Annotated in this window: 18 protein-coding genes; 6 read left to right on the top strand and 12 right to left on the bottom strand. The window is 69.4% G+C overall.

Annotated features, from left to right (window positions below):
• Positions 1-19 precede the first annotated feature (19 nt).
• The 4 genes from RG19_RS01230 to RG19_RS01215 are packed head-to-tail and all read right to left on the bottom strand — an operon-like array spanning position 20 to position 6,539.
• Positions 20-1,549: a tryptophan halogenase family protein gene (locus RG19_RS01230; protein ID WP_058833665.1), complete on the bottom strand. Its 1,530-nt coding sequence runs from the start codon at positions 1,547-1,549 to the stop codon at positions 20-22.
• 18 nt (positions 1,550-1,567) lie between these two features.
• Entirely contained in the window at positions 1,568-2,581 is a 1,014-nt protein-coding gene (locus RG19_RS01225) for a cupin-like domain-containing protein (protein WP_058833664.1), read from the bottom strand.
• A gap of 3 nt (positions 2,582-2,584) precedes the next feature.
• Positions 2,585-3,340 (bottom strand): SapC family protein, encoded by a 756-nt coding sequence (locus RG19_RS01220; protein ID WP_058833663.1) that lies wholly within the window; start codon positions 3,338-3,340, stop codon positions 2,585-2,587.
• A gap of 52 nt (positions 3,341-3,392) precedes the next feature.
• Complete coding sequence (locus RG19_RS01215) at positions 3,393-6,539, bottom strand: TonB-dependent receptor (RefSeq protein ID WP_058833662.1); 3,147 nt, start codon at positions 6,537-6,539, stop codon at positions 3,393-3,395.
• 645 nt (positions 6,540-7,184) lie between these two features.
• On the opposite strand from RG19_RS01215, the gene RG19_RS01210 reads away from it, so the two are divergent.
• Entirely contained in the window at positions 7,185-8,144 is a 960-nt protein-coding gene (locus tag RG19_RS01210) for a hypothetical protein (protein WP_058833661.1), read from the top strand.
• Between the two features lie 385 nt (positions 8,145-8,529).
• Here RG19_RS01210 and lpdA read toward each other — a convergent pair whose 3' ends face one another.
• From lpdA to aceF, 3 genes are read right to left on the bottom strand one after another with little or no spacing between them, the layout of a single operon-like run.
• Positions 8,530-10,386 carry a dihydrolipoyl dehydrogenase gene (gene lpdA, locus RG19_RS01205; RefSeq protein WP_058833660.1) on the bottom strand — a complete coding sequence of 619 codons (1,857 nt, stop codon included), beginning with the start codon at positions 10,384-10,386 and terminating at the stop codon, positions 8,530-8,532.
• Positions 10,386-12,026: a GNAT family N-acetyltransferase gene (locus tag RG19_RS01200; RefSeq protein ID WP_058836345.1), complete on the bottom strand. Its 1,641-nt coding sequence runs from the start codon at positions 12,024-12,026 to the stop codon at positions 10,386-10,388. Before RG19_RS01200 ends, lpdA begins: the two co-directional genes overlap by 1 nt.
• Positions 12,027-12,034: 8 nt before the next feature.
• On the bottom strand, positions 12,035-13,798 hold the full coding sequence (gene aceF, locus RG19_RS01195; protein WP_058833659.1) for a dihydrolipoyllysine-residue acetyltransferase: 1,764 nt from the start codon (positions 13,796-13,798) through the stop codon (positions 12,035-12,037).
• A gap of 448 nt (positions 13,799-14,246) precedes the next feature.
• On the opposite strand from aceF, the gene RG19_RS01190 reads away from it, so the two are divergent.
• On the top strand, positions 14,247-14,873 hold the full coding sequence (locus RG19_RS01190; protein WP_058833658.1) for an OmpW/AlkL family protein: 627 nt from the start codon (positions 14,247-14,249) through the stop codon (positions 14,871-14,873).
• A 133-nt stretch (positions 14,874-15,006) separates the two neighbouring features.
• Here RG19_RS01190 and RG19_RS01185 read toward each other — a convergent pair whose 3' ends face one another.
• Positions 15,007-15,555 (bottom strand): CcdC protein domain-containing protein, encoded by a 549-nt coding sequence (locus tag RG19_RS01185; protein ID WP_058833657.1) that lies wholly within the window; start codon positions 15,553-15,555, stop codon positions 15,007-15,009.
• 24 nt (positions 15,556-15,579) lie between these two features.
• On the bottom strand, positions 15,580-16,521 hold the full coding sequence (locus RG19_RS01180; protein WP_425599680.1) for a DMT family transporter: 942 nt from the start codon (positions 16,519-16,521) through the stop codon (positions 15,580-15,582).
• 111 nt (positions 16,522-16,632) lie between these two features.
• Here RG19_RS01180 and RG19_RS01175 point away from each other — a divergent pair, with 111 nt between their 5' ends.
• The 4 genes from RG19_RS01175 (at position 16,633) to RG19_RS01160 (ending at position 19,625) form a co-directional block, all read left to right on the top strand.
• Positions 16,633-17,211 (top strand): DUF1415 domain-containing protein, encoded by a 579-nt coding sequence (locus RG19_RS01175; protein ID WP_058833656.1) that lies wholly within the window; start codon positions 16,633-16,635, stop codon positions 17,209-17,211.
• A gap of 121 nt (positions 17,212-17,332) precedes the next feature.
• A complete protein-coding gene (locus RG19_RS01170) occupies positions 17,333-18,352 on the top strand; it encodes a cation diffusion facilitator family transporter (RefSeq protein ID WP_082672404.1) in 1,020 nt (339 codons plus the stop codon).
• The gene (locus RG19_RS17980) at positions 18,349-18,639 is read left to right on the top strand and encodes an ArsR/SmtB family transcription factor (RefSeq protein ID WP_058833655.1); all 291 of its coding nucleotides are present in this window, start codon (positions 18,349-18,351) and stop codon (positions 18,637-18,639) included. Before RG19_RS01170 ends, RG19_RS17980 begins: the two co-directional genes overlap by 4 nt.
• A gap of 179 nt (positions 18,640-18,818) precedes the next feature.
• Entirely contained in the window at positions 18,819-19,625 is an 807-nt protein-coding gene (locus RG19_RS01160; protein ID WP_058833654.1) for an SDR family oxidoreductase, read from the top strand.
• A 112-nt stretch (positions 19,626-19,737) separates the two neighbouring features.
• Here RG19_RS01160 and RG19_RS01155 read toward each other — a convergent pair whose 3' ends face one another.
• The 3 genes from RG19_RS01155 to RG19_RS01145 form a co-directional block, all read right to left on the bottom strand.
• Positions 19,738-20,400 carry an HAD family hydrolase gene (locus RG19_RS01155; protein ID WP_274377955.1) on the bottom strand — a complete coding sequence of 221 codons (663 nt, stop codon included), beginning with the start codon at positions 20,398-20,400 and terminating at the stop codon, positions 19,738-19,740.
• 107 nt (positions 20,401-20,507) lie between these two features.
• A complete protein-coding gene (locus tag RG19_RS01150) occupies positions 20,508-21,215 on the bottom strand; it encodes a pseudouridine synthase (RefSeq protein WP_058833653.1) in 708 nt (235 codons plus the stop codon).
• Positions 21,212-22,219, bottom strand: a complete 1,008-nt coding sequence (locus RG19_RS01145) for a class I SAM-dependent methyltransferase (protein ID WP_058836342.1) — start codon at positions 22,217-22,219, stop codon at positions 21,212-21,214. The genes RG19_RS01150 and RG19_RS01145 overlap by 4 nt, the downstream gene beginning before the upstream one ends.
• Positions 22,220-22,506 lie beyond the last annotated feature (287 nt).

The following is a 22,506-nucleotide window of genomic DNA, read 5'->3' as shown; positions in this document are numbered from 1 at the left end:
CCGGAGATCGAAACGCCGACTACCGCGCGGGCGAGCGCGCGCCCCACACCGCGGCGTCCGCCTTGCAGTAGCGATCGATGAACGCCTGCTGGGAGGACATCCGGTCGACCGCGCGTTCGACCGGCTCGCGAATCGACCGCAGCAGCTGGCGCAGGTCCTCGTCGCGTAGCGCGCGCGCCAGGGGGTGATGCTGGCGGGGCACGATGCCCTGCCCCAGCAGCACGTGCGTCCACGAATCGACGCGGAAGAGTTCGTCGGCGCCCTGCCACGCGTGCGCGCGCTCGCGCCAGGCCTGCAGGCGGATCTCCAGCGACGGCGGCAGCGACATGTCCCGGCACGCCGCCCACATCGGCTCGTCGCGTTGGGTGGCGTGGTAGTGCAGGACGATGAAATCGCGCACGTGTTCCATCTCCGCGCGACCGACGTCGTTGAACAGATCCACCAGCGCCGGCGAGATGCCGTCGAACGGGAACAACTGGATCAGCCGCACGACGGCACTGATGGTCAGATGGAGGCTGGTCGATTCCAGGGGTTCGATGAAGCCGCTCGCCAGACCCAGCGAGACCACGTTGCCGTTCCACGCCTTGCGCCGGCGGCCGGTGCGGAACGGCACCACCCAGGGGTCCCGGAGCGGCCGCGCGCCGACATCGCCCAGCAATTTCGCCTGCGCCTGATCGTCGGTCATGTACCGGCTGGAGAACACCAGGCCGCAGCCGACCCGATGCTGCAACGGGATGTGCCAGCGCCAGCCCGCTTCATGCGCGATCGCGCGCGTGTACGGCACCGGCGGACCCGCCGACTCGGTCTGCACCGCCACCGCCCGATCGCAGGGCAGCCACTCGTTCCAGTCCTCGTACCCCGTCTGCAGGGCCTGCTCGATCAGCAGGCCGCGAAAGCCCGTGCAGTCGATGAACAGATCGCCGTCGATCCGCCGGTCCCCGTCCAGCACCAGGGCCTCGACGTGCCCGCTGGTCGCATGGCGCACGACCTCGCCGATCCGGCCCTCGATGCGCACCAGCCCATGGCGCTCGGCCAGACGCCGCAGAAACTTCGCGTAGAGGCCGGCGTCGAGATGGTAGGCGTAGTTGACCTGCGGGTCGGTGCCCAGCGAGAACCGGTCGACACGCGAGGCGACCGTCTCCAGGCAGAAGTCACCCAGTTCTGACGGCATCCCCCTGCGTCGGCTGTCGAGCCAGAAATGATGGAAGGCGGCGGCCAGCGTCCCCTGCCCGGTGATGCCGAACGGGTGGATGTAACGGTCGCCGGGGCGGCGCCAGTGCTCGAACGAGATCGAGAGCTTGAACGTGCCGGCCACTGCGCGCAGGAAGTCCTGCTCGTCGATCTGCAGGAAGCGGTGGAAGGTGCGGATCGGCGGCACGGTGGACTCGCCCACGCCCACCGTGCCGATCTGTTCCGACTCCACCAGCGTGATCTCCAGCCGGTCGCGGAACTGGTGCGCGAGCGCGCACGCGGCCAGCCAGCCCGCGGTGCCCCCCCCGGCGATCACCACCCTGCGTATCCGGCCCGGCGGTGCCTGATGCTCGTCCATCGCGTCTCCCTCGTCCGCTCAGCGGTTCAACCGGTCGAGCAACTGGGCACGGATCCGTCGCGCCCGTGTCTCGTCGATCGACCCCAGCACATCGCGCGCCTGTTCGGGGATGTGGTCGCCCGCCTGTGCGCGTGGCCCGAACACGTAGTAGTCGAAGACATGGCACCAGGCGGCCTTCTCCCGCTCGGGCAGGTCGCGTATTGCCCACAGCGCGTGGTGGAGCGCCGACACCGGCGACGGCAGGAACGCCGGCGCACCGCGCCACCAGTAATTGACCAACACGTTGAACGGTTCCAGGCTGCGCACGTGGTGCCACCACATGCCGGGGATGAAGATCGCGTCGCCCGGCGCCAGCAGCGCGGTCTGCGCATGGGCCAGCGCCTCGCCGAAGCGTGGATACCGCGCATGGTCGGGCCGGGCGAAGTCGACCAGGCTCACCACCTGACCGCCCGGTGTGGGATCGAGGGGTCCCGGGTAGAGGTTCTCGATCTGCTCGGGCGGGAACACGGTGAACGCCCGCCGGCCCACCGCGCAGACGGCCAGATTGTCCGGCACGTCGTAATGGCAGGAGGCCACGACCCGGTTGCCGATCCAGAGGCCGGGCGCCGCAGGGACACCGTGGTCGGCCAGGCGCAGGTCGTTGTCCCGGCCGAACCCCGGCAAGGCGCCGGCCACCGGCAACGACGCGACGTAGTAGGTCGGCGGATGCGGATCGTCGAGATGGGCGGCGATCGCATCCAGGACCTCGCCGAGCCCGCCGCGCCGGACCTCGACGTTCAGACCGGTGAAGTCCTCGGTGTAGAACGGTCGCCCCTGGATCGAGGCGTCGCCGTACGAGTACGGGATCGGCCGGCCGGTGTCGAAGCCGCGCAGATAGGCCATGGCCGAGGCGGTGGAGACCTGCCCGGCGCGCACCAGTCCCCAGTCGCGCGCCACCCCCTTCAGCAACACCGGCTGCCCTTCGGACACGAGCGCATCGAGCGGCAGCGCGGCCGCGTCGGGGACATCGATCGAGCGCATGACCGAGGGCATGGCTCAGGCGTCCGCACCCGATGTCGCCGCGTCCTGCTCGCGCAGGCGGCGCTGCTTCTCGGCCATCAACCGACGCACGTTGTGCAACGAGGCCAGGACCAGGTACGCCCCTTCCAGGTACCCCGCCCGGTTCAATTCCGCCAGCGCCGCTCCGTCCAGCGCGGTCAGCACGTCGCGGTCGATCCCGTACAGGCCGCCGACGTCCACCCGATGGCGATCGTCCAGGTCCACGGCCAGGGTCACCGGCTGGATCAGGCCCAGCGCATCGAAGGCGCTGAACATGGCCGCGCCGAATTCGATGCCGTCGCGGATGCCGCGCAGCACGCCGGCGACATGGTCGAGATACGGGCTGTGGCCGCCCTGCGGCAGGAACACCGGCTCACCGTCGTGCGTGCTCACCCGCGGGTGATCGAGATCGACGTGGATCACCGGCTCGCGGCGGAACTCGCCGTCGATGCGCTGCTCCTGGAAGCCGATGAGGAACGGTCCCTTCGCCGCGGCGCCGGGCAGGTAGGCGGCGTTCCATCGCCCGTCGCGCAGGTACAGGTTCTCCCGCTGCTCGAACCCCAGCAACGCCACCGAGCCCCATCGGCCGTCCGGATCCTTGCGGAAGAAGATCGGGTACTCGCGCTGCAGGTCGGCGTACTCGCTGGGAAAGGCCGGCACCATGCCCACGTCGTCGCCGAACCGGGCACCGAAGCCGGTGGCGACGCGCAGGTCCTTGTGCGCGACGTTGTTGAGCAGTTCGTAACGCGCCATCACCTCTCCATGCTGTCGCTCTCCCGACCTGTCCACCGCACCGATGCGCCCTTCAGAACCTGTAGCGCACCCCCAGCATGTAGCGGGGACTCTGGTTGGCCAACCGCATGATCTGCTGATCGGTGCGTGCATGCCAGCGCACGTCCTCGCCGGTCAGGTTGATCGCCTCCAGGCCGAACGACCAGTGCTCGTCGAGCGCGTAGTTCACGCTCAGATCCCATTGTTCGTAGGCTTCCACGTAGTAGGGATTCCGGCTGGCGCCTTGGTTGGCGAGGATCAGGTACTCGTCGCGCCAGTTCCAGGCAAGGCGCACCGACCAGCCGAGCTTCTCGTACATGAACATGACATTGGCGGTATCGCTCAGCCCGGTCAGGGAGAACTGGTCGATGCCGGGATCGCCACCGTCGTCGTAGCCGACGTCGCCCTGGACGATCGTGTAGTTGGCCAGGATCCCGAATCCGGTGTCGCCGAAGAAGTACTGCCCGCCGAGTTCCCACCCGTGCAGCTTGGACTGGTTCTGGTTGATCGGCCGGTTGACGTTGAACAGGTACAACGGATCGTCCGGCCGCCCGTACAGGTCGTAGGCGACCTCGGTCGCCAACGCCTGGGCGCCGGTGCCGTCGAACGCGCCGAGGCCGGCTGGATCGTTGCGCAGCAGGGCCAGTGCGGTGAACAGCGAGGTGTCGTTGCCCGAGCACGCCGAGGCGTTGGCCGGCCCCACCTGTTCCCGGCACTGGGCGCTCTGGAGAAACGCCAGCGCCGCCTGGGCATCGGGACCGGAGGTCGGGTCGGTCAGGCCGTAGAGCGATTCCTGGGTCACGGTGTTGCCGACGAAATTGCTGACCGACTTGTGCCAGTAGGTCAGCGACACATAGCTGGATTCGGCGAAGTACCATTCCAGCGCGAGGTCGAGATTGTCCGATTCCAGCGGCCTGAGGCCTGGATTCTGCGCGTTGCCACTGGCCCGGCTGGACGGGTCCAGGAGGACCGAGCCCGACGGCTGCTGCGCGCCGGGGCCTGCATAGAGATTGCCGTAGGGTGCGCGCGCGATGCTCTTGCCGAACGAGGCGCGGCCCTTGATCCGGTCGGTGAGATCGATGCTGAAATCCAGGTTGGGCAGGATGTAGCTGTAGCTGCTCGACTCGCTGAACGGCTCGAGTTCGTCGGACAGCACGATCCGGAAATCGTCGTTCGATTGCCACTCGATCGCTTCGGGAACCGCGATGACCGAGGTCGAGACGACATCGGTGGTCTCGTAGCGCACGCCGATACGGGTATTGGTCGTGAAACCGCCCAGCTCGCCGTCCAGCGAAACCTGCATGTAGGCGGAGCGCGTCTTCTCCTCCACCCGGTTGTCGGCCGCGTTCTGCGGACTCACCCCCAGCCCGACGCCGTACTGCCCCTGCGCCCACAGGGCGAGCGCGCCGGCATCGCCCCGCCAGGCCGGCCAGCTGCTGATGCCGTAGCCGTCGAACAGGCCGACCAGATCGAGCGGCTGCAACAGGTCCATCAGGCCGCCCGCCACGTCGGCGTCGACATTGGCCACGCTCCAGTCGCCCAGCGTCGAATACGCCTCCGCGGCCTGCAGGCGGTGGGTCTTCGAGGTGCTGCTATCCACGCCGAACTGGAAGCGCCCCTGGTCGAAGAACCATTCGCCGTCCAGCCGGGCCTGGTCGATCTCGCTGATCTGGGTCTGCGCGTTGACGCGCAGCACCTGGGAACCGATCTCCCCGGTCGTGAAACCTGGATTGACGACCCCGTTGGTCCCGGCGATCGCATCCGCGGTGGAGGGGTACCAGGTCTGGGTGCCGATCGGCAGGCCGTTGTTGAAGAACAGCTCCTGCACCCACGAGCCGCCGCAGTGGGGCCCGGCCGTGCAGTTGTTGGTCCCCGCCACGCTCATGAAGATCGAGCCGCCGCCGGTGAGCGGATCGTTCGGCAAGCTCTCGGTCTTGGAGCTGTGGGCGTCCAGGCTCAGGCGGAAATCGCTGCTGACGTCCCAGACCGCGTTGAAGCCCAGCGAGCCCAGCCGGTACTTCTGCATGCTGCGCTGCTGCTCGAGGCCGAAGTCCTTGGTGCCGGCGATCTCGCGGAGGTAGATGGGCGTGGCCACCGCGCCGGACGTGTCGAACTCGACGTGGGTGTAGTCGCTGTTCTGCAGCCACATGCCCTGCTCGCCGCGGTTCTCGGTGATCTCGTTGGTGGAGTAGGTGTAGTCCAGCGTCAGGGTCAGGCTGTCGGTGGGCGCGAACTGCAGCACCGCCTGGCCGTTGATGCGCTCGCGGTCGAACTCGGAGAACGCATAGCGCAGGTCGTTGGGGCGTGCGTAGAGATCGCCGATGCCGGGCGCATTGGTCACCTCGGGATCGCCCGGCATCGTGCCCGTCCACGGCTGGACGTTCCAGTAGTTCTCGGTGGCCTGTACCGAGCCGCCCTTGCGCCTCTGGTAGCTGCTGCTCAGCCCCACGCCGAAGGTCCGGTCGGGGTTGGTGTAGCTGAAGATCCCGGACAGCTCGGGCGTCAGGTCGTCGTCGAAGAGCTGGCTGCGATCCGACACCACCTTGGCGCCGGCGCTGGCGACGATGCCCGAGTGGTTGAAGGGCCTGTCGGTGAGGATGTTGATGGTGGCGCCGATACCGCCACTCGGGACGTGCGCCTGACTGGTCTTGTAGACCTCGATCCCGCTGATGGATTCCGCAGCCAGCTGCGCGAAGTTGAAGGCGCGCGTGCCGCCGTCCACGCCGCCGATGGCCACCTGTCCGGCGGCGCCGAAGGCGTCCGCGCCCGGCAGCTGCCGGCCGTTGAGCGTGACCATGTTGAACTGCGGCCCGAAGCCGCGGGCCGTGACCTGCGCGCCTTCGCCGTCCCGGCGCTCGATCGAGATGCCGGTGATGCGCTGCAACGACTCCGCGAGATTGGTGTCGGGAAACTTGCCGATGTCCTCGGCACTGATCGCATCGACCACGCCCGCCGCCTCGCGCTTGGTGTCCATCGCGTGGCTGAGGCTGTTGCGGATGCCGGTGACGACGACGGCATCCAGCGTCGTGGCGTCCTGCGGCGGGGACGCGGCACGGGTGTCCGCGCTCGGGGCCGGCGATAGCGGCGGCGGTTGCTGCGCGAACGCCGGGTTGATGACCAGCGCGCCACCCACGAAGGTGAACATCGCCGTCGATTTGAAACGCCTGAACTTCATGCTCATTGAAGCGTCCTCAGCATCGGAATGGGAACGGCCGCGAGCACGCCGCTCCCGACACGTACGTCACGACCCGTCTCCGCGGGTGGCGCGAAGCGGCAACACCGAACTCTGTAGCGTCGCGTGTGCTCTGGACTCACGAATCGTGGTCGCCCCCAACAACGACGCTTCAAGACGGCGTCGTCCGTTTCCCGTGTACTGCAAACGGCCCTGGCGAGAAGTTCTTCGTCACCCCGCACCACGCCCGGCGGCCCCCTGCCCGGCGCACTGCATTCGAGCTCACCCGTATCTCCCGAAAATCCAGCGGCCTGATACCGCTACCATTTCGAGCGCAGATGTATCTCGCCGGGCTCGCTTTGTCACCATGCACCGCAACAAAGCGTACCGACCGACCGCCGACATCCAGCACGGTGCGGCGCTCGCGCACGCAGCGCGGAGCCGATGCGCACCCGGGCGATCCTGCGGTCATCCCGGCGTCCCCGTGCGCGCGGCAACATGCGTGTGCCGCTCGCCGCGCCCCGGACGGCGTGCTCGAACTGCATGTGATCGCATCGGTTTCACGGCGGCGCGCGCAGCATCGACCGCACTGCATTCCAGCCAACGAGGATCGGCATGAACCCGACACCCGCACATCCACCCGCAACACCGGCCGTGGACGCATCCCGCGCCGCCGTCACCGAACAGAGCGCCGTGTCCTGGGGTGCCGTGCTGGCGGGCGCCGCCGCTGCCGCAGCGCTGTCGCTGATTCTGCTGATTCTCGGCACGGGTCTGGGCATGTCGTCGGTATCGCCCTGGTCGTACGAGGGCGTCAGTCGGGAAACGTTCGGCTGGTCGACCATTGCCTGGATCACCCTCACCTCCATCGCCGCCTCCGGGCTCGGCGGTTATCTCGCAGGACGACTGCGCACGCGCTGGGTCTCCGTCCACGGTGACGAAACCTACTTCCGCGATACCGCACACGGCTTCCTGGCCTGGGCCGTGGCGACACTGTTGACTGCTGCGGTCCTGACCTCGGCGATCGGCGCGATCCTGGGCACTGGCGCCAGCGTCGCCGGCTCGGTCGCGGGTGCTTCGGCGACGGCCGCGGGCGGCGTCGCAGCCGCGGGTGCCGGCGCTGCCGCCTCCGAGGATTCGGAAGGCGACATGCAGTACTGGGTGGATTCGCTTCTCCGCCCGCCGGCGATGGCGGCATCGCAACAGGCACCGGCCACCGATCCGACGACGGAAGAGACCGCGCCCGGCCCGTCGCAGGCGGGCGCTTCCAGCCGGACGTCGCAGGCGGCCGACACGAACCTTGGAGCCGAGATCGGTCGCATCCTGGTCAACGGGCTGCGCAGCGATTCCCTGGACGCCGAGGATGCCCGCTACGTCGCGCAGCGTATCGCCGAGCGGACGGGCATGACCCAGACCGAAGCCGAAGCGCGTGTCGCCGAACTGGAAGCCAACATGCGCGCCAGTATCGACGAGGCGGAGACCGCCGCGCGCGAGGCTGCGGACGAGGCCCGCGAGGCCGCGGCCTACGCATCGCTCTGGCTGTTCATCACCCTGCTGATCGGCGCGTTTTCCGCCAGCCTGCTCGCCACCTTCGGCGGACGTCGGCGCGATCTCTGATCGCCACCCCCTGTCTCATCGCGGAGATCTTCCATGAAATATCTGTTGCTCTGGCTGCTGGGCCTGCCGATTCCCGTACTGATCCTGATCGCGCTGTTGTTCTGACGGCACGGTTCTCGGACTCGCGCGCACGGCCCCTTCGGGGGCCGTGCTTCTGTCTGCCGTCCGACAGCCGTCCGTCCCCTCATCCTGCCGTCGTCGGCACCCGAGCATCGCCGCGGTGCAGCCGCTGACGAACGCCGCGACAGCCACGTGGCTGTCGCGCAGGCTCACCTCACCGGCGATCATTCGTGGGGAATCGTCTCCTCGGACACGACGCGACGACACGGCATACGTACGTGTGCCATGCCGTCGAACGCATACACGCCGACGCGAAGCCGCGCGGTTACTTCCGCTTGGGCAGGTAGAGATCGGTGATCGTGCCGTCGAACACTTCCGCCGCCATCGCGACCGATTCGCTGAGGGTCGGGTGCGGATGGATGGTGTGGCCGATGTCCGCCACTTCCGCGCCCATCTCGATCGCCAGCGCCGCCTCGGCGATCAGGTCGCCGGCGTGCACGCCGACGATGCCCGCGCCGACGATGCGATGGGTCGCCTCGTCGAAGATCAACTTCGTCGAGCCCTCGGTACGCCCCAGCCCGATCGCACGACCGCTGGCGGCCCAGGGGAACTTGCCCACGCCGACCTTGAGACCCTTGGCCTTGGCCTCGGTCTCGGTGATGCCGACCCAGGCGATCTCGGGATCGGTGTACGCGACCGACGGGATGACCCGCGCCACCCATTCCTTCTTCTCGCCGGCGGCGACCTCGGCCGCGAGCTTGCCTTCGTGCGTGGCCTTGTGGGCCAGCATCGGCTGACCGACGATGTCGCCGATGGCGAAGATGTGGTCGACATTCGTGCGCATCTGCCGGTCGACATCGATGAAGCCGCGCTCGCCCACGCGCACGCCGGCCTTGTCCGCGCCGATCTTCTTGCCGTTCGGGCTGCGGCCCACGGCCACCAGCACACGGTCGAACTGCGTAGTGCCGGGCACGCTGTCGCCCTCGAAGGAGACGTCGATCCCCTTCTTCGCGGCCTTGGCCTCGACCACCTTGGTCTTCAGGTGCACCGACACGCCCTGCTTCTTGAGGCGGTCCGCAAGCGGCTTCACCAGGTCCTTGTCGGCACCCGGCATCAGCTGATCGGCCAGCTCCACCACGGTGACCTGCGCGCCCAGCGCGCGGTAGACCGTGGCCATTTCCAGGCCGATGATGCCGCCGCCCACCACCAGCAGCTGCTTCGGCACGTTGGCCAGTTCCAGCGCGTCGGTGGAATCCATCACCCGCGGATCGTCCCACGGGAAGCCCGGCAGCTTCAGCGCCTGCGAGCCTGCGGCGATGATGCACTGCTCGAACTTGATCAGCTGCGTCTTGCCGTCGGCCCCGGCCACCTCGATCTCGTGCGGCGACACGAAGGTGCCGGTGCCGGCGACCACGCGGACCTTGCGCTGCTTGGCCATGCCGGCCAGACCCTTGGTGAGCTGGCCGACCACCTTTTCCTTGTAGGTGCGCAGCTTGTCGAGCGCGATCTTCGGCTTGCCGAAATCCACGCCGTAGTCGCTGGCGTGCTGCGCCTGGTCGATCACGTCGGCGGCGTGCAACAGCGCCTTGGACGGAATGCAGCCCACGTTGAGACAGACGCCGCCCAGGCTGTCGTAGCGTTCGATCAGCACCGTGTCCAGGCCGAGGTCGGCGGCGCGGAAAGCCGCGGTGTAGCCGCCGGGGCCGGAGCCGAGCACGACGATGCGGCATTCCACGTCGGCCTTGCGGCCCGACGACGGCGCGGCCTTGACGGCTTCGGGCTCGGCCGGGGCGCGATGCGAAGCGGCCACCGGCGGCTTCGCCGGACCGGCGTCTTTCGGCGCGGCTGCGCCGGAGGCCGTGGCGGCGCCCTTGTCGCCACCCTTGTCGTCCTGCCGCTTCGCCTCGGCGGCAGGTGCCGCATTGTCGCCCTCGCCCTCGCCTTCGGCTTCGATCACCGCGACCACGGCGCCCTCGGACACCTTGTCGTCTACCTTGATCTTGAGCGCGACGACCTTGCCTGCGGCGGGCGCCGGCACTTCCATCGTCGCCTTGTCGGACTCCAGCGTGACCAGGCCCTGGTCCTTGTCGACGCTGTCGCCGACCGCGACCAGCACCTCGATCACCGGCACATCGGAAAACCCGCCGATATCGGGGACGGTGACTTCGAGCGTCTTGGCCATCAGGTGTTCTCCGGGGATTGCATGCGTCGGGGGAGCGCCGGCACGACCGGGCGGCGCGCCCAGCGCAGCGCGTACAGGTCGTGACGGCGGTCGTTGAGGTTCTGCACCGTGCCGTCGTTGCGGGCCACGGTGAGGTCGTTGAGGCGCAGGTCGGCGAAGGCCACCTGCTCCACGTTCGGGGTGGTGTCGGCGGCGACGCCGTCGCGCGCGAACGGGAAGTCGCACGGCGTCAGGATGCAGCTCTGCGCGTACTGGATGTCGAAGTTGTTCACGCCCGGCAGGTTGCCGACGTTGCCCGACAGCACCACGTAGCACTGGTTCTCCACCGCGCGCGCCTGCGAGCAGTAGCGCACGCGCAGGTAGCCTTCGCGGGTGTCGGTGCAGAACGGCACGAACAGGATCATCGCGCCCTGGTCGATCAGGTGCCGGCCGAGTTCGGGGAACTCGCTGTCGTAGCAGATCATGATCCCGATCGGCCCGCAGTCGGTCATGATCGCCTGCGCGCTGTCGCCGCCGCCGATGCCCCACCAGGTACGTTCGTTTGGCGTGGGATGCAGTTTGTCGCGGGTGTGCAGCGAGCCGTCGCGCAGCGCCACGTAGCAGATGTTGCGCACGCGCGGGTCCGCGTCGTCGCCGGTGCGGGTGGGATGCGAGCCGCCGATGATGTTGATGTTGTGGCGCACCGCCAGCTCGGTGAGCATCGCCGCGAAACGCTCGGTGTAGCCGGTCAGCGCCAGCAGCGAATCGACCGGCGACAGCGGCTTGTTCTCCACCGACAGCAGCTGCAGGGTGAACAGCTCCGGGAACACCACGAAGTCGGCGCGGTAGTCGGCGGCGATATCGACGAAGTACTCGACCTGGGTCGCGAACTCGTCGAACGAGGTCACCCGGCGCTGCTGGTACTGCACCGTGGCCACGCGCACCGATTCCGGCAGCGGGCGCGCGGTGCCGGCGGTACTGGCGCGCGGGTCGATCTTGGGGTTGCGCCAGGCCAGGTGCGCGGCGTGTCCGCGCGATTCGAGGTCCGTCGGCAGGTAGCCGGGCAGCACGCCCAGCAGTTCGAACCCGTTGCGCAGCTGGAAGCTCAGCGCGCGATCGCGCAAGCGCCCTGCGCGCACTTCCTCGACGTAGGCCGCCACGTCGCCGCCGAACTTGCGCTCGCGCCGGCCGAATCCGGGCAGGCGCCCGCCGAACACGATGCCCTTCAGGCCGAGCCGCTGGCACAGGCGCTTGCGCTCCTCGTACAGCCGGCGGCCGATACGCAGGCCGCGGTGGCGCGGGTCGACGCAGACTTCCATCCCGTACAGCCAGTCGCCGTTGACCAGATGTCGCGACGCATAGCCGCCACCGGCGATCTCCATCCAGCGATGCGGCCGCATCGCGCTGGCCTCGTCGATGCGGAAGGTGGCGCAGTAGCCGACCACCTCGTCCTCGTAGACCGCCACGAACACGCCCTGCGGGAACTGCGCGACCTGGCCGGTGAGCATTTCCGGCGTGTAGCCGCCATCCTCGCCGTAGACGCGTTCGGACAGCGCCGCGATCGCCGGAATGTCGGCGACCGTGGCGTTGCGCACGGCCAACCGCGCGCGCTCGCGGGGATTGCCGGTCTCGGCCTCCGCTCCGGGCCTGTCGCCGGCCACGCGCGACGTCACAGCAGGACGCGACGCATGTCGCCCAGCACCTGGGCGAGATAAGCGGTGAAGCGGGCCGCGGCGGCGCCGTCGATGACGCGATGGTCGTAGGACAGCGACAGCGGCAGGACCAGGCGCGGCACGAACTGCTTGCCGTCCCAGACCGGCTTCATCGACGATTTGGACACGCCCAGGATGGCGACTTCGGGCGCGTTGACGATCGGGGTGAAGCTGGTCCCGCCGATCCCGCCCAGCGAGCTGATCGAGAAGCAACCGCCCTGCATGTCGGCCGGGCCGAGCTTGCCGTCGCGGGCCTTCTTCGCCAGTTCGCCCATCTCCTGCGCGATCTGCAGCACGCCCTTCCTGTCGACGTCGCGCACCACCGGCACGACCAGACCGTTCGGCGTGTCCGCGGCGAAGCCGACGTGGAAGTACTTCTTCAGCGTGAGCGTCTCGCCCGCGGCGTCGAGCGAGGCGTTGAAATCAGGGAATTTCTTCAGCGCGTTGGCGCTGGCCTTGATCAGGAAGGCGAGCATGGTCAGCTTGATGCCGGATTTGCTCTTTTCCTCTTCCTTGTTGAGCTGCACGCGCAGCGCTTCGAGGTCGGTGATGTCGGCGTCGTCGTGCTGGGTGACGTGCGGGATCATCGCCCAGTTGCGGGCGAGGTTGGCACCGGAGATCTTCTTGATCCGCGAGAGCGGCTTTTCCTCGATCTCGCCGAACTTGGTGAAATCCACCTTCGGCCAAGGCAGCAGGTCGAGTCCGCCGCCACCGCCCGTCGCCGCGGCCGGCTTCGATGCGGCCCCCGACAACGCGCCCTTGACGTACTGCTGCACGTCCTCACGGCTGATCCGGCCGCCGCGCGCGGTGCCACTGACCTTGAACAGATCGACGCCCAGCTCGCGGGCGAACAGGCGCACGGCGGGACTGGCGTAGGGCACCTTGTCAGGGAGCACCGCATCGGCCTCGAAACGCACGGGCGGTTCGCCGCGGCCCGCCGGACGATGCTCCATCGATGCCTGGGCGATGGCGTCGGGCTTCGCGCCCGGCGACGCCGGCTCCGCGGCCGGATCGTCGGATTTCGCCGGCGCCTGCGCCTCCGGCTGGGCCGGCGCCTTGCGCTCGACCGGTGCGGCCTCGCCGCCTTCGGTCTCGATCCGGGCCACCACACTGCCCTCCGAGACCGTGTCGCCGACCTTGACCTTGAGTTCCTTCACCGTGCCGGCGAACGGCGCGGGGACTTCCATCGTGGCCTTGTCGGATTCCAGCGTGACCAGACCCTGGTCTTTCTCGACCCGGTCACCGACCGAAACCAGCACCTCGATCACCGGCACGTCGTCGTAGCCGCCGATATCCGGAACCGGCGCGTCCTGGACACCGCCGGAGGACGCGTTCGCATCGGACGCCGCCTCGGCGGGCTGCGCAGATGCGGCCGGCGTCGATGCGTCGGCCTTGGCGTCAGCGCCGGCATCGGCCGTGGCCTTGGCTGCTTCGTCGCCTGCATCTGCATCGGCGGATGCGGCGTCGGCACCGCCCTCGCCATCGGCTTCGATCATCGCGACCACGGTGTCCTGCGAGACCTTGTCGCCCTCCTTGACCTTGAGTTCCTTCACCGTGCCGGCGAACGGGGCGGGAACCTCCATCGTGGCCTTGTCGGACTCCAGCGTGACCAGACCCTGGTCCTGCTCGACACGGTCACCGACCGAAACCAGCACTTCGATCACCGGCACGTCGTCATAGCCGCCGATATCGGGGACTCGTGCTTCTTTCAGGTCGGCCATGCGGCGCTCCGCAAATCGTGAAGGGGAGACCGCCTATTGTGTCTGCATGCGGACCCCTCGCCAACCGCGGCGGCTGTGCAAATTCGTTTCAGCTGATACATACGCATGCGAATGGACGCAGCGGGGGCATAGGCGCGCTTGATCCGGGGCACTGGCCGGGCGCGTTCGGCGCCCGCCACAGGATCATCCCGCCGGGATTCATCCGGCGTCGCTCGCCCGGTGTGCGCATCGGTGCGTTGCAGCCGTGCCTTCGCAGCCTGCCGCACGTGGGACGCAACCCGCGTGGTTGCGCGGTATACCGGTGCCCACTGAAGCGAAGATGAAAACGGGCGGCCGGGTTTAACGAATGGGCAGACTGCTGTTCACCCGCGCCTCGATACGGTGTGCGCGCCCTCTCCCCGGGGCATCACGCGACACACAACAAGAAACGCAATCGAGGAGATCCCCCATGACCGTACTCCGCACTCTCACCCTCGCATCCGCCCTCGCTCTGGCCGCGGCCCCCGCATTCGCCCAGAGCGGCGGCGACACCGCATCCGGCAAGCGCTTCTCCGTCGTCGGCGGCGTCACCCTGCTGCAGCCGCATCACGATCCCGCGACCGGTTACGACATCGACGGCGGCCCCGCGCCCACGCTGAGCGCCTCGTATCACATCACCGACAACTGGGGCGTCGAGCTCTGGGGTGCCGCCGATCGCTTCAACCACCGCGTGCGCGGTCCTGAAGGCAAGGTCGGTACGATCGAGCAGCAGCCGATCGCACTGAGCGGTCAGTACCACTTCGGCGAAGCCGACAACGTCTTCCGTCCGTTCGTGGGCCTGGGCCTCTACGAGTCCAACATCAGCAATGAAGACCTGAACCCGGGCGGCGACCACATCGGCCTGACCACGCCGCGCGGCGCGATCGGCACCGTGGGTATCGACTTCAACATCACCCCCACCTGGTTCGCCCGTGCCGACGCGCGCTACATGCGTGCCCGTTCGGATGCCCGCCTGGGCAGCACCGGCGAGACCGTGGCGCGTGATCTCAAGCTTGATCCGTGGACCGTGGGCGTCGGCGTCGGCGCGCGCTTCTGATCGCAACGCCCTGCGCAGCGACATCCCAGTGTGACCAAGGCGGCCCTTCGGGGCCGCTTTTCTGTGCTCGGCCGATGTGCGTGGCTCGCAGACGGATGCCGTCTCGGCGGGATGCTTCTGGCGACGGCGGCATTCAACCCACCACACGCACACGCCGTCGGCGCACCCCGGACAACCGCCAGCGCACGCCCCAGGCATGCGCCACGGCATGTCCCGACAGCAGGCCGCCCAGGCCGAAGAACACGACGCGCGAGGCCCACCACGCGTCGACGGGAGGTGCGCCGCGCCAGCCTTGCCAGGCGGCCCACACGACCCAGACCAGCTTCCCCGCCACCAGCAGCGCCAGGCCGAGCGGCACCCAGGGATCGGGCGCATAGCGGATGCCGTCCATACCCCGCTCAACCTTCATCGTCGCCACGCGCACCCACGCGAGCACGCTGCCGATCACGATGCCGCACAGGGCCCAGGTCCCGGCGTGGGGCACCCAGCGCTGCGCCAGCCACGCGCCCACGAGCACCATCGGAATCGCCGGTAACAACGTCCACGCCATCAGCGACAGGTGCCAGCCGCGCGCCGTGCGCCAGGCACGTCCCGTGCGATGGCGACGCCACAGGACCAGCGGCGAGGCCGCGGCCACGACCAGCAGGAGCAGCACGGCGAGGGGCAGGAGCAGCAGCGGCATGGCGCCACTGTGCGCCCGCCGCGATCAGGGCGGCGTGTCGGCGGACTCGACGAGGTGCTCGTGCGCGCGGATCCGCTCCCGCCGCATCATGTACAGCCCGCTGGCGACGATGATCGCCGCCCCCAGCCAGGTCATGCCGTCGGGCAGCACGCCCCACACGCTGAGATCTAGCAGCACCACCCACACCAGCCCGGTGTACTCCAGCGGCGCCAATTGCGACGCCTCGCCGAGCCGGAACGCGTGGGTCAGCGCCACCTGGCCCAGCGCACCGGACGCGCCGACGACGAGGATCGGCAGGACGTCGCGCAGGGCGATGGGCTGCCAGTCGGGCAGTGCGAGCAAGCCGGCGCCGACCGCGATCATCGCCAGGAACCAGAACACCATCGACTGCACGCTGTCGCGCTGGGCCAGCAGGCGCACGGTGATGGCCGCGCCGGAATAGCACGCCGCGGCCAGCACCAGCACGAGACCGGGCCAGGTGGCGACACCGTCCGCGGTCGGTCGCAACACCACCAGCACGCCGAGCAGGCCGACCACGATCGCCACCCAGCGCCGCGGCCCGACCCGTTCTCCCAGCAGCGGCACCGCCAGTGCGGTCACCATCAGCGGCGCGACGAAGACGATCGCGTATGCCGTGGTCATCGGCATCCGCGCCAGACCGTAGATGAAACCCCACATCATCAGCAGCCCCAGCGCGCCGCGCAGCAGGTGCAACCGCCAGCGCACCGCCAGCAGCCCGCGCAGGGCGCCGCTCCAGGCGATCCACGCGAACACCAGCGGCAGCGCGGCCGCTCCACGCAGCGCCGCCACCTGCAGGGGCGGGTAGTCGCCGGACAGCCACTTCATGCCGCCGTCCATCACCGCGAACAGGGCGACCGCCAGCAACATCCAGATCGCCGCGCGACGGGGGTCGTACAGCGGCGCAGCAGGCTGCGGCTTCGGCGACGGATCGGGAACGGCGGACATGCGGAAAGGCCGGCGCGGGCGGCATAGCTTAGGGCCTGCGCCCCGCATCGTGGGGAGCCCGCTCCGCACTGCAGGCGTACGCTATCGTGCCCCGCCTTCTGGAGCCCCGCCATGTCGTCCACGCCCCCCGCGCCCCGGGACCCCGTCGCCGACACCCGCCGCTGGCTGGAGCGCGCGGTGATCGGCCTCAACCTGTGCCCGTTCGCCAAGGCCGTGACGGCCAAGGACCAGGTGCGCTTCGTGCTCAGCGATGCGACCACCCCCGAGGCGCTGCTGCAGACCCTGGCCGAGGAACTCGCGCGCTTGCGCGACACCCCGCCGGACGTCGTGGACACCACGCTGCTGATCCATCCGCAGGTGCTGGGCGACTTTCTCGATTACAACGATTTCCTCGAGCTCGCCGAAGCTCTGGTGGCCGAGCTGGACCTGGAAGGCGTGCTGCAGGTGGCGAGCTTCCATCCCGATTACCGGTTCGCCGGCACCGCGGACGACGACATCGCCAACCACACCAACCGGTCCCCCCACCCCACCCTGCACCTGCTTCGCGAGGACAGCGTGACGCGGGCGGTGGCCGCGTATCCCGACCCCGACGTCATCATCGAACGCAACGTACGCACGCTGGAAACACTGGGCCACGACGGCTGGATGCGCCTGTTCGACGACCGCCCGGAGCCACCGGTCACGTCGTAGGCGACCGCATGCGGCGCGGCCCAGCGGCTTCGCTCCGACGCCGCCGCAGGGCCACTGGAAAACATATAAACATATGTATATATAATGGCGGGCAATCGCCCGGTCCCGCCTCCGCATCGTCATGTCCGCATCCGCCCCGCCCCCCGACGACAGCACCGCCGCCACGCATGCCGGTCATGCCGGTCATGCCGGTCATGCACACGATCACGCACACGGGCATCACGACCACGACCACGCGCCCTCGGTCTCGGCGCGCAACGAACGGGTCGTCCTGGCCGCCCTGATCCTCACCGCGAGCTTCATGGTCGTGGAGGTGATCGGGGGCCTGATCTCCGGCTCGCTGGCACTGATCGCCGACGCCGGACACATGCTCACCGATGCGGCCGCGCTCGCCCTGGCCTGGCTCGGGTTCCGCATTGGCCGTCGCGCCTCCGACGCACGCCGCACGTTCGGCTACATGCGCCTGGAAGTGCTGGCCGGCCTGATCAATGCGTTGACCCTGTTCGCACTGGTGGCATGGATCTTCTGGGAGGCGTTCCATCGCCTGCGCAGCCCCGGCGAAGTCCTCGCCGGGCCGATGCTGGCCGTCGCCACGGTCGGCCTGCTCGTCAACATCGTGGTGTTCTGGATCCTGCATCGCGGCGACCGCGATCACGTCAACATCCGCGGTGCGATGGTGCATGTGCTGGGCGACCTGCTCGGCTCGGTGGCCGCGATCGTCGCGGCGGTCGTGATCCATTTCACCGGATGGATGGCGATCGATCCGATCCTGTCGGCACTGGTCTGCCTGCTGATCCTGCGCAGCGCCTGGGCGCTGCTGCGCGGCGCGTTCCACATCCTGATGGAGGGGGCTCCGCCCGATCTGGATGTGGACGCGCTGCGCCGATACCTGCTCGACGAGATTCCGGGCGTGGCCGAGGTGCAGCACGTACACGTGTGGTCGATCACCTCGGGCCGGGTGCTCGCCACCCTCGAACTGGGCGTGGCCGACGACGCTGCGCCGGGCGTCACCGTGACGGCGGTGAAGCACGCCCTTGCCGAGCGCTTCGGCATCGGCCATGCCACGGTCGAGGTGCTGCACGACACCGGAGTTCGTTGCGCGCTGGACCGTGCGCCCGACGCGCCGGAGCACCCGCATTGATCGACGACGCGCGCCTCGACACCATCGCCGCCACCTATCGCCTGCTCGGCGACCCCACCCGCCTGCGCGTGCTGCTGGCATGTCTGGACGGCCCGATCGCCGTGGGCGACATCGCACAGCGGATCGACGCCTCGCAACCGCTGGTGAGCCACCACCTGCGCCTGCTGCGCGGCGCGCGCCTGGTCCGCGGGGAACGACGTCAGCGCCAGGTGTTCTACGCCACCGCCGACGCCCACATCCGCGACATGTTGATCGACATGCTCGAACACGCCGGCGAGACCGACTGACAGACCACCCGGAAACGTCGCGACCCTTCACGGCGATCGATGCCGAGGCCCGCGACCGGATGCGCCGCTCGAAGTCCGCCGGGTCCCCGCACGCGGCGCAATAGTTCGCTTACGCCGCCTCCACGCGCACTTAGCCGGTGGAGCGCGAGACTGGCGCTCCGTCCGTTCCGGTGCACGTCATGAGTCTCGTCCCCGACATCGCCGCCTGGCCCCAACGCCCGCTGGACGGGCGCGTCGTCCTGGTCACCGGCGGTGCGCAAGGCGTGGGACGTGGCATCGCGCAGACGATCCTGGGCGCGGGCGGCAAGGTGGCGATAGGCGATCTCGACACTGGTGCGGGGCGGGCCTGCCTGTCCGAGTGGGACCGTCCGGACGATGCCCTGTTCCGCACCCTGGATGTGGCACGCGAACGCAGCGTCTCGGATTTCGTCGACGCCGCGCTACGGCGTTTCGGCCGTATCGACGGCTTGGTCAACAACGCCGGCGTCGCCGACCCGCACGTGCCGGCGCTGTCGGCCCTGGACTGGTCCGAGTGGAACCGGCGCCTGTCGAGCCTGCACGGCGCCTTTCTCTGCAGCAAGCATGCACTGGCGGCATTGTCCGAAAGCGACGGCGGGGGCGCCATCGTCAACATCGCCTCCACCCGCGCGCACCAATCGGAGCCGCACAGCGAAGCCTACGCGGCGGCCAAGGGCGGCCTGCTGGCCTTCACCCACGCGCTCGCACTGAGCGCGGGTCCGCGGGTCCGCGTCAACGCGATCAGTCCCGGCTGGATCGCCACCGAGGCCTGGCGCGCGCCGGCAAGACGACGACGCCCCAACCTCTCTCGCGCCGATCATGCACAACATCCGGCGGGGCGGGTCGGGACACCCGACGATATCGGCGCCCTCGCGGTGCATTTGCTGTCGCCCCGGCTGTCGGGCTTCGTGACCGGTCAGGAGTTCGTCGCCGACGGCGGCATGAGCCGGAAGATGCAGTACGTGTGAGCCGGCGGAACGTGCAGGCCGTGCCGCGTCGCCTCCTGCAGCACGACGCGACGAGACGGTCGTCGAGGACCGTCATGTCGAAACCCGCATCCGCGACAGCTCGGTTCCGGAATCAGCGATGGGCGCCGCTGGCTGCGGCTTCCAGCAGGGCCTGCACATCGGCGAGCGACGCGACGATCCGGTGCCCGAGCGCGCGCACGCCGGCATCGGGGTCCACCAGATCCGGCACCTGGATCGCCGTCATGCCCGCGGCGAGTGCCGCGCGCACACCGGTGGGCGAGTCCTCCAACGCCAGGCAACGCGCGGGCGGCACGCCGAGGCGACGCGCCGCGAGGCGATAGATGTCGGGCGCCGGCTTGGGCTGCGCCACGTCGCTGCTGGTGCAGACCGTGTCGAAGTAGTCGAGCAGCCCCGCGGCGGCCAGCTTGCGTTCCGCCAGCGGGTGCCCCGTGGACGTCGCCACCGCGCATGGCACCTGGGCCGCGCGCAGCCAGTCCAGCAACGCGACGACGCCCGGCCGGTGCGGCAGGCCCGCCTCGGCGATCGCCAGATACGCGGCCTGGCTCCGCGCGAGCAGCGCGTCCGCCGTGACCTTCCCGACCAGTGCGACCAGTCGCTCCCGGCACATGGCGTCGGTGTAGCCGACCATGCCCAGCCACCAGGCCGGCTCGATCGCCACCTGCAGCGCCGCGGCCGCCTGGCGCTGGGTCTCCACGATGGCCCGCTCGCTCTCGAGCAGCAGGCCGTCCATGTCGAAGATCACCGCGTCGGGCAGGCCGGCGAGCGGCTCGGGACCAGGCCCGGCCGTGTCCGATCCGTCCGCCGGTGAACGGTTCACCTCGGGCATGTGCTCCGCAGACACGGGAAGGCCAGCGGACCCGGTCACGTCGCGGTTCCGAACAGGCGCGCCACATCTTCGCCCGTCAGTGCGCGCCAGGCGCCCTCGGCCAGGGGGGCGAGCGTCAGCCCGCCGATGCGCTCGCGATGCAGGGCCTCGACGTGGTTGCCGACGGCAGCGAACATCCGCCGCACCTGGTGGTAGCGGCCTTCGTGCAGGGTCAGCCGCGCGCATCGTGGGCCGAGCACCTCCATCCCCGCCGGCATCAGGGGCTTGTCGTCGGACTCCAGCAGCAGTGCGCCACTCGCGAACACCGCCGCCTCGTCGCCGCGCAGATCGCGAGCCAGCGTGGCCACGTAGACCTTGGGCAATGCCGACTTCGGCGACACGATCCGGTGCAGCAGCGTGCCGTCGTCGGTCATCAGCAGCAGGCCGGTGGTGTCGCGGTCCAGGCGGCCGACCGGCGACAGCGCCGGATTGCGCAGCCGGAAGCGCGGCGGCAGCAGGTCGTACACCACGCGCCCTGGATCCTTGGTGGAACAGGTGTAGCCGACCGGCTTGTGCAACATCAGCACGAGGCCGTGCGGCGGGTCCAGCGGTACGCCATCCACGCGCACCTCGGCCGGATCGACCACGTCGTCGGCGTACAGCACCTCGCCGCTGGCATCGGTCACCCGGCCCTGCCGGCACAGCGACGTTGCCTGCTTGCGGCTGCCGTAGCCGAGATTCGCCAACAGGCGCACGAGCTTCATGCGGCACGCCTCGCGGCGATGATCTTGAATCCGTCGCGTTGCGCCACCGTGCGCACCTCCGCGAAGCCCTCACCCAGCGTCTGTTCGTAGGGCAACTGCCGATTGGCCACCAGCCACAGCGCGCCGCCGGGACGCAACGCCGCGGCGGCCGTGCGCAGGAACGCCTGCCCCAGCTCGGGCCGGGAGGCACGCCCCTGCGCGTGGAACGGCGGATTGGTGACGATGAAGTCGTAGCGCCGCGGCAGGCCACCGCCGACGTCGTGCCAGCGCAGCCCTACGGACGCCTTCGTCCCCAGGGCCGCGAGGTTGCGCCCGGCCAGTGCCAGCGCACGCGCGTCGGCCTCGTACAGGTCGAGGGTACGGACCTGGGGGCAGCGCCGTAGGACCGCAGCCGCCAGCACGCCGGTCCCCGCGCCGAGATCGGCGCCGTCGCCGGCGAGCGTGTCCGGCAGATGCTCGATCAACAACGCCGACGCGATGTCGATCCGGTCCCAGGCGAACACGCCGGGCCGGCTCCACCAGCCGGACGCGACCTCGCGGATCGCGTCGCCCTCGCGCCAGGCGGCGGCGAGCGTAGCGTCGCCGCCGGCACCAGCCCGCGCCCAGAACACCCGGCATTTGTGCTTCGACAACGACCCAGCAGGACCCGCGATCCGCACGAAGTCGGCTTCCGCCGACTTCGCGCCTTCCTCGTTCGGCACCGCCGACACGACCATCGCATCCGGCGCCGCCAGGGCCAACGCCTGCGCATACAGGGCACGCGCGGCTTCGCGTTGCCGCGGCGGCACCACCAGCACCAGCGGCCAGCCCGCATCGCCGGCCAACGCATCGATGTCGTCGCGCACAGCGAACCCGTCGCGCTCGAGCGCCTGCGCCTGCGGCCTGAATCCCTGCACGCACACCAGGCCGGGCCATTGCGATGCATGCAGGGCGACGCCGGCCCGCGCGCCGAGAAACAGCGCGCCGGGCACGCGCGCCAGGCGCGCTTCGGCGAAGGGCAACATCAAGGCATCGAGCGCAGGATCGGACACGGCGGTTCACGAGGCGGGCGGACTGCGGATTCTACGGAACCCGCCCAGCGGGCGCCGAATGATGTCGGCGTCGCGACGCGTGCGTTCATCCAGGCGCCAGCGTGTCGCGTCGCCACCACGCGATCGCTGTCCTGCCCGCCCCTTCGGCCCGCCGCTCAAGCCACCGCCCCCACCGCTACGGTCGTGACCGCAAGCGCAATGTACGCATCGCTCATGCCGATTTCATCGACACCGAACATCCGGACCGCCACCCTGCGAGC

Source organism: Luteimonas abyssi (genome assembly GCF_001482195.1).
Taxonomy (GTDB): Bacteria; Pseudomonadota; Gammaproteobacteria; order Xanthomonadales; family Xanthomonadaceae; genus Luteimonas; species Luteimonas abyssi.
The sequence above is the reverse complement of the archived record's forward strand: the minus strand, read 5'-3'. Positions and strand labels throughout refer to the sequence as shown.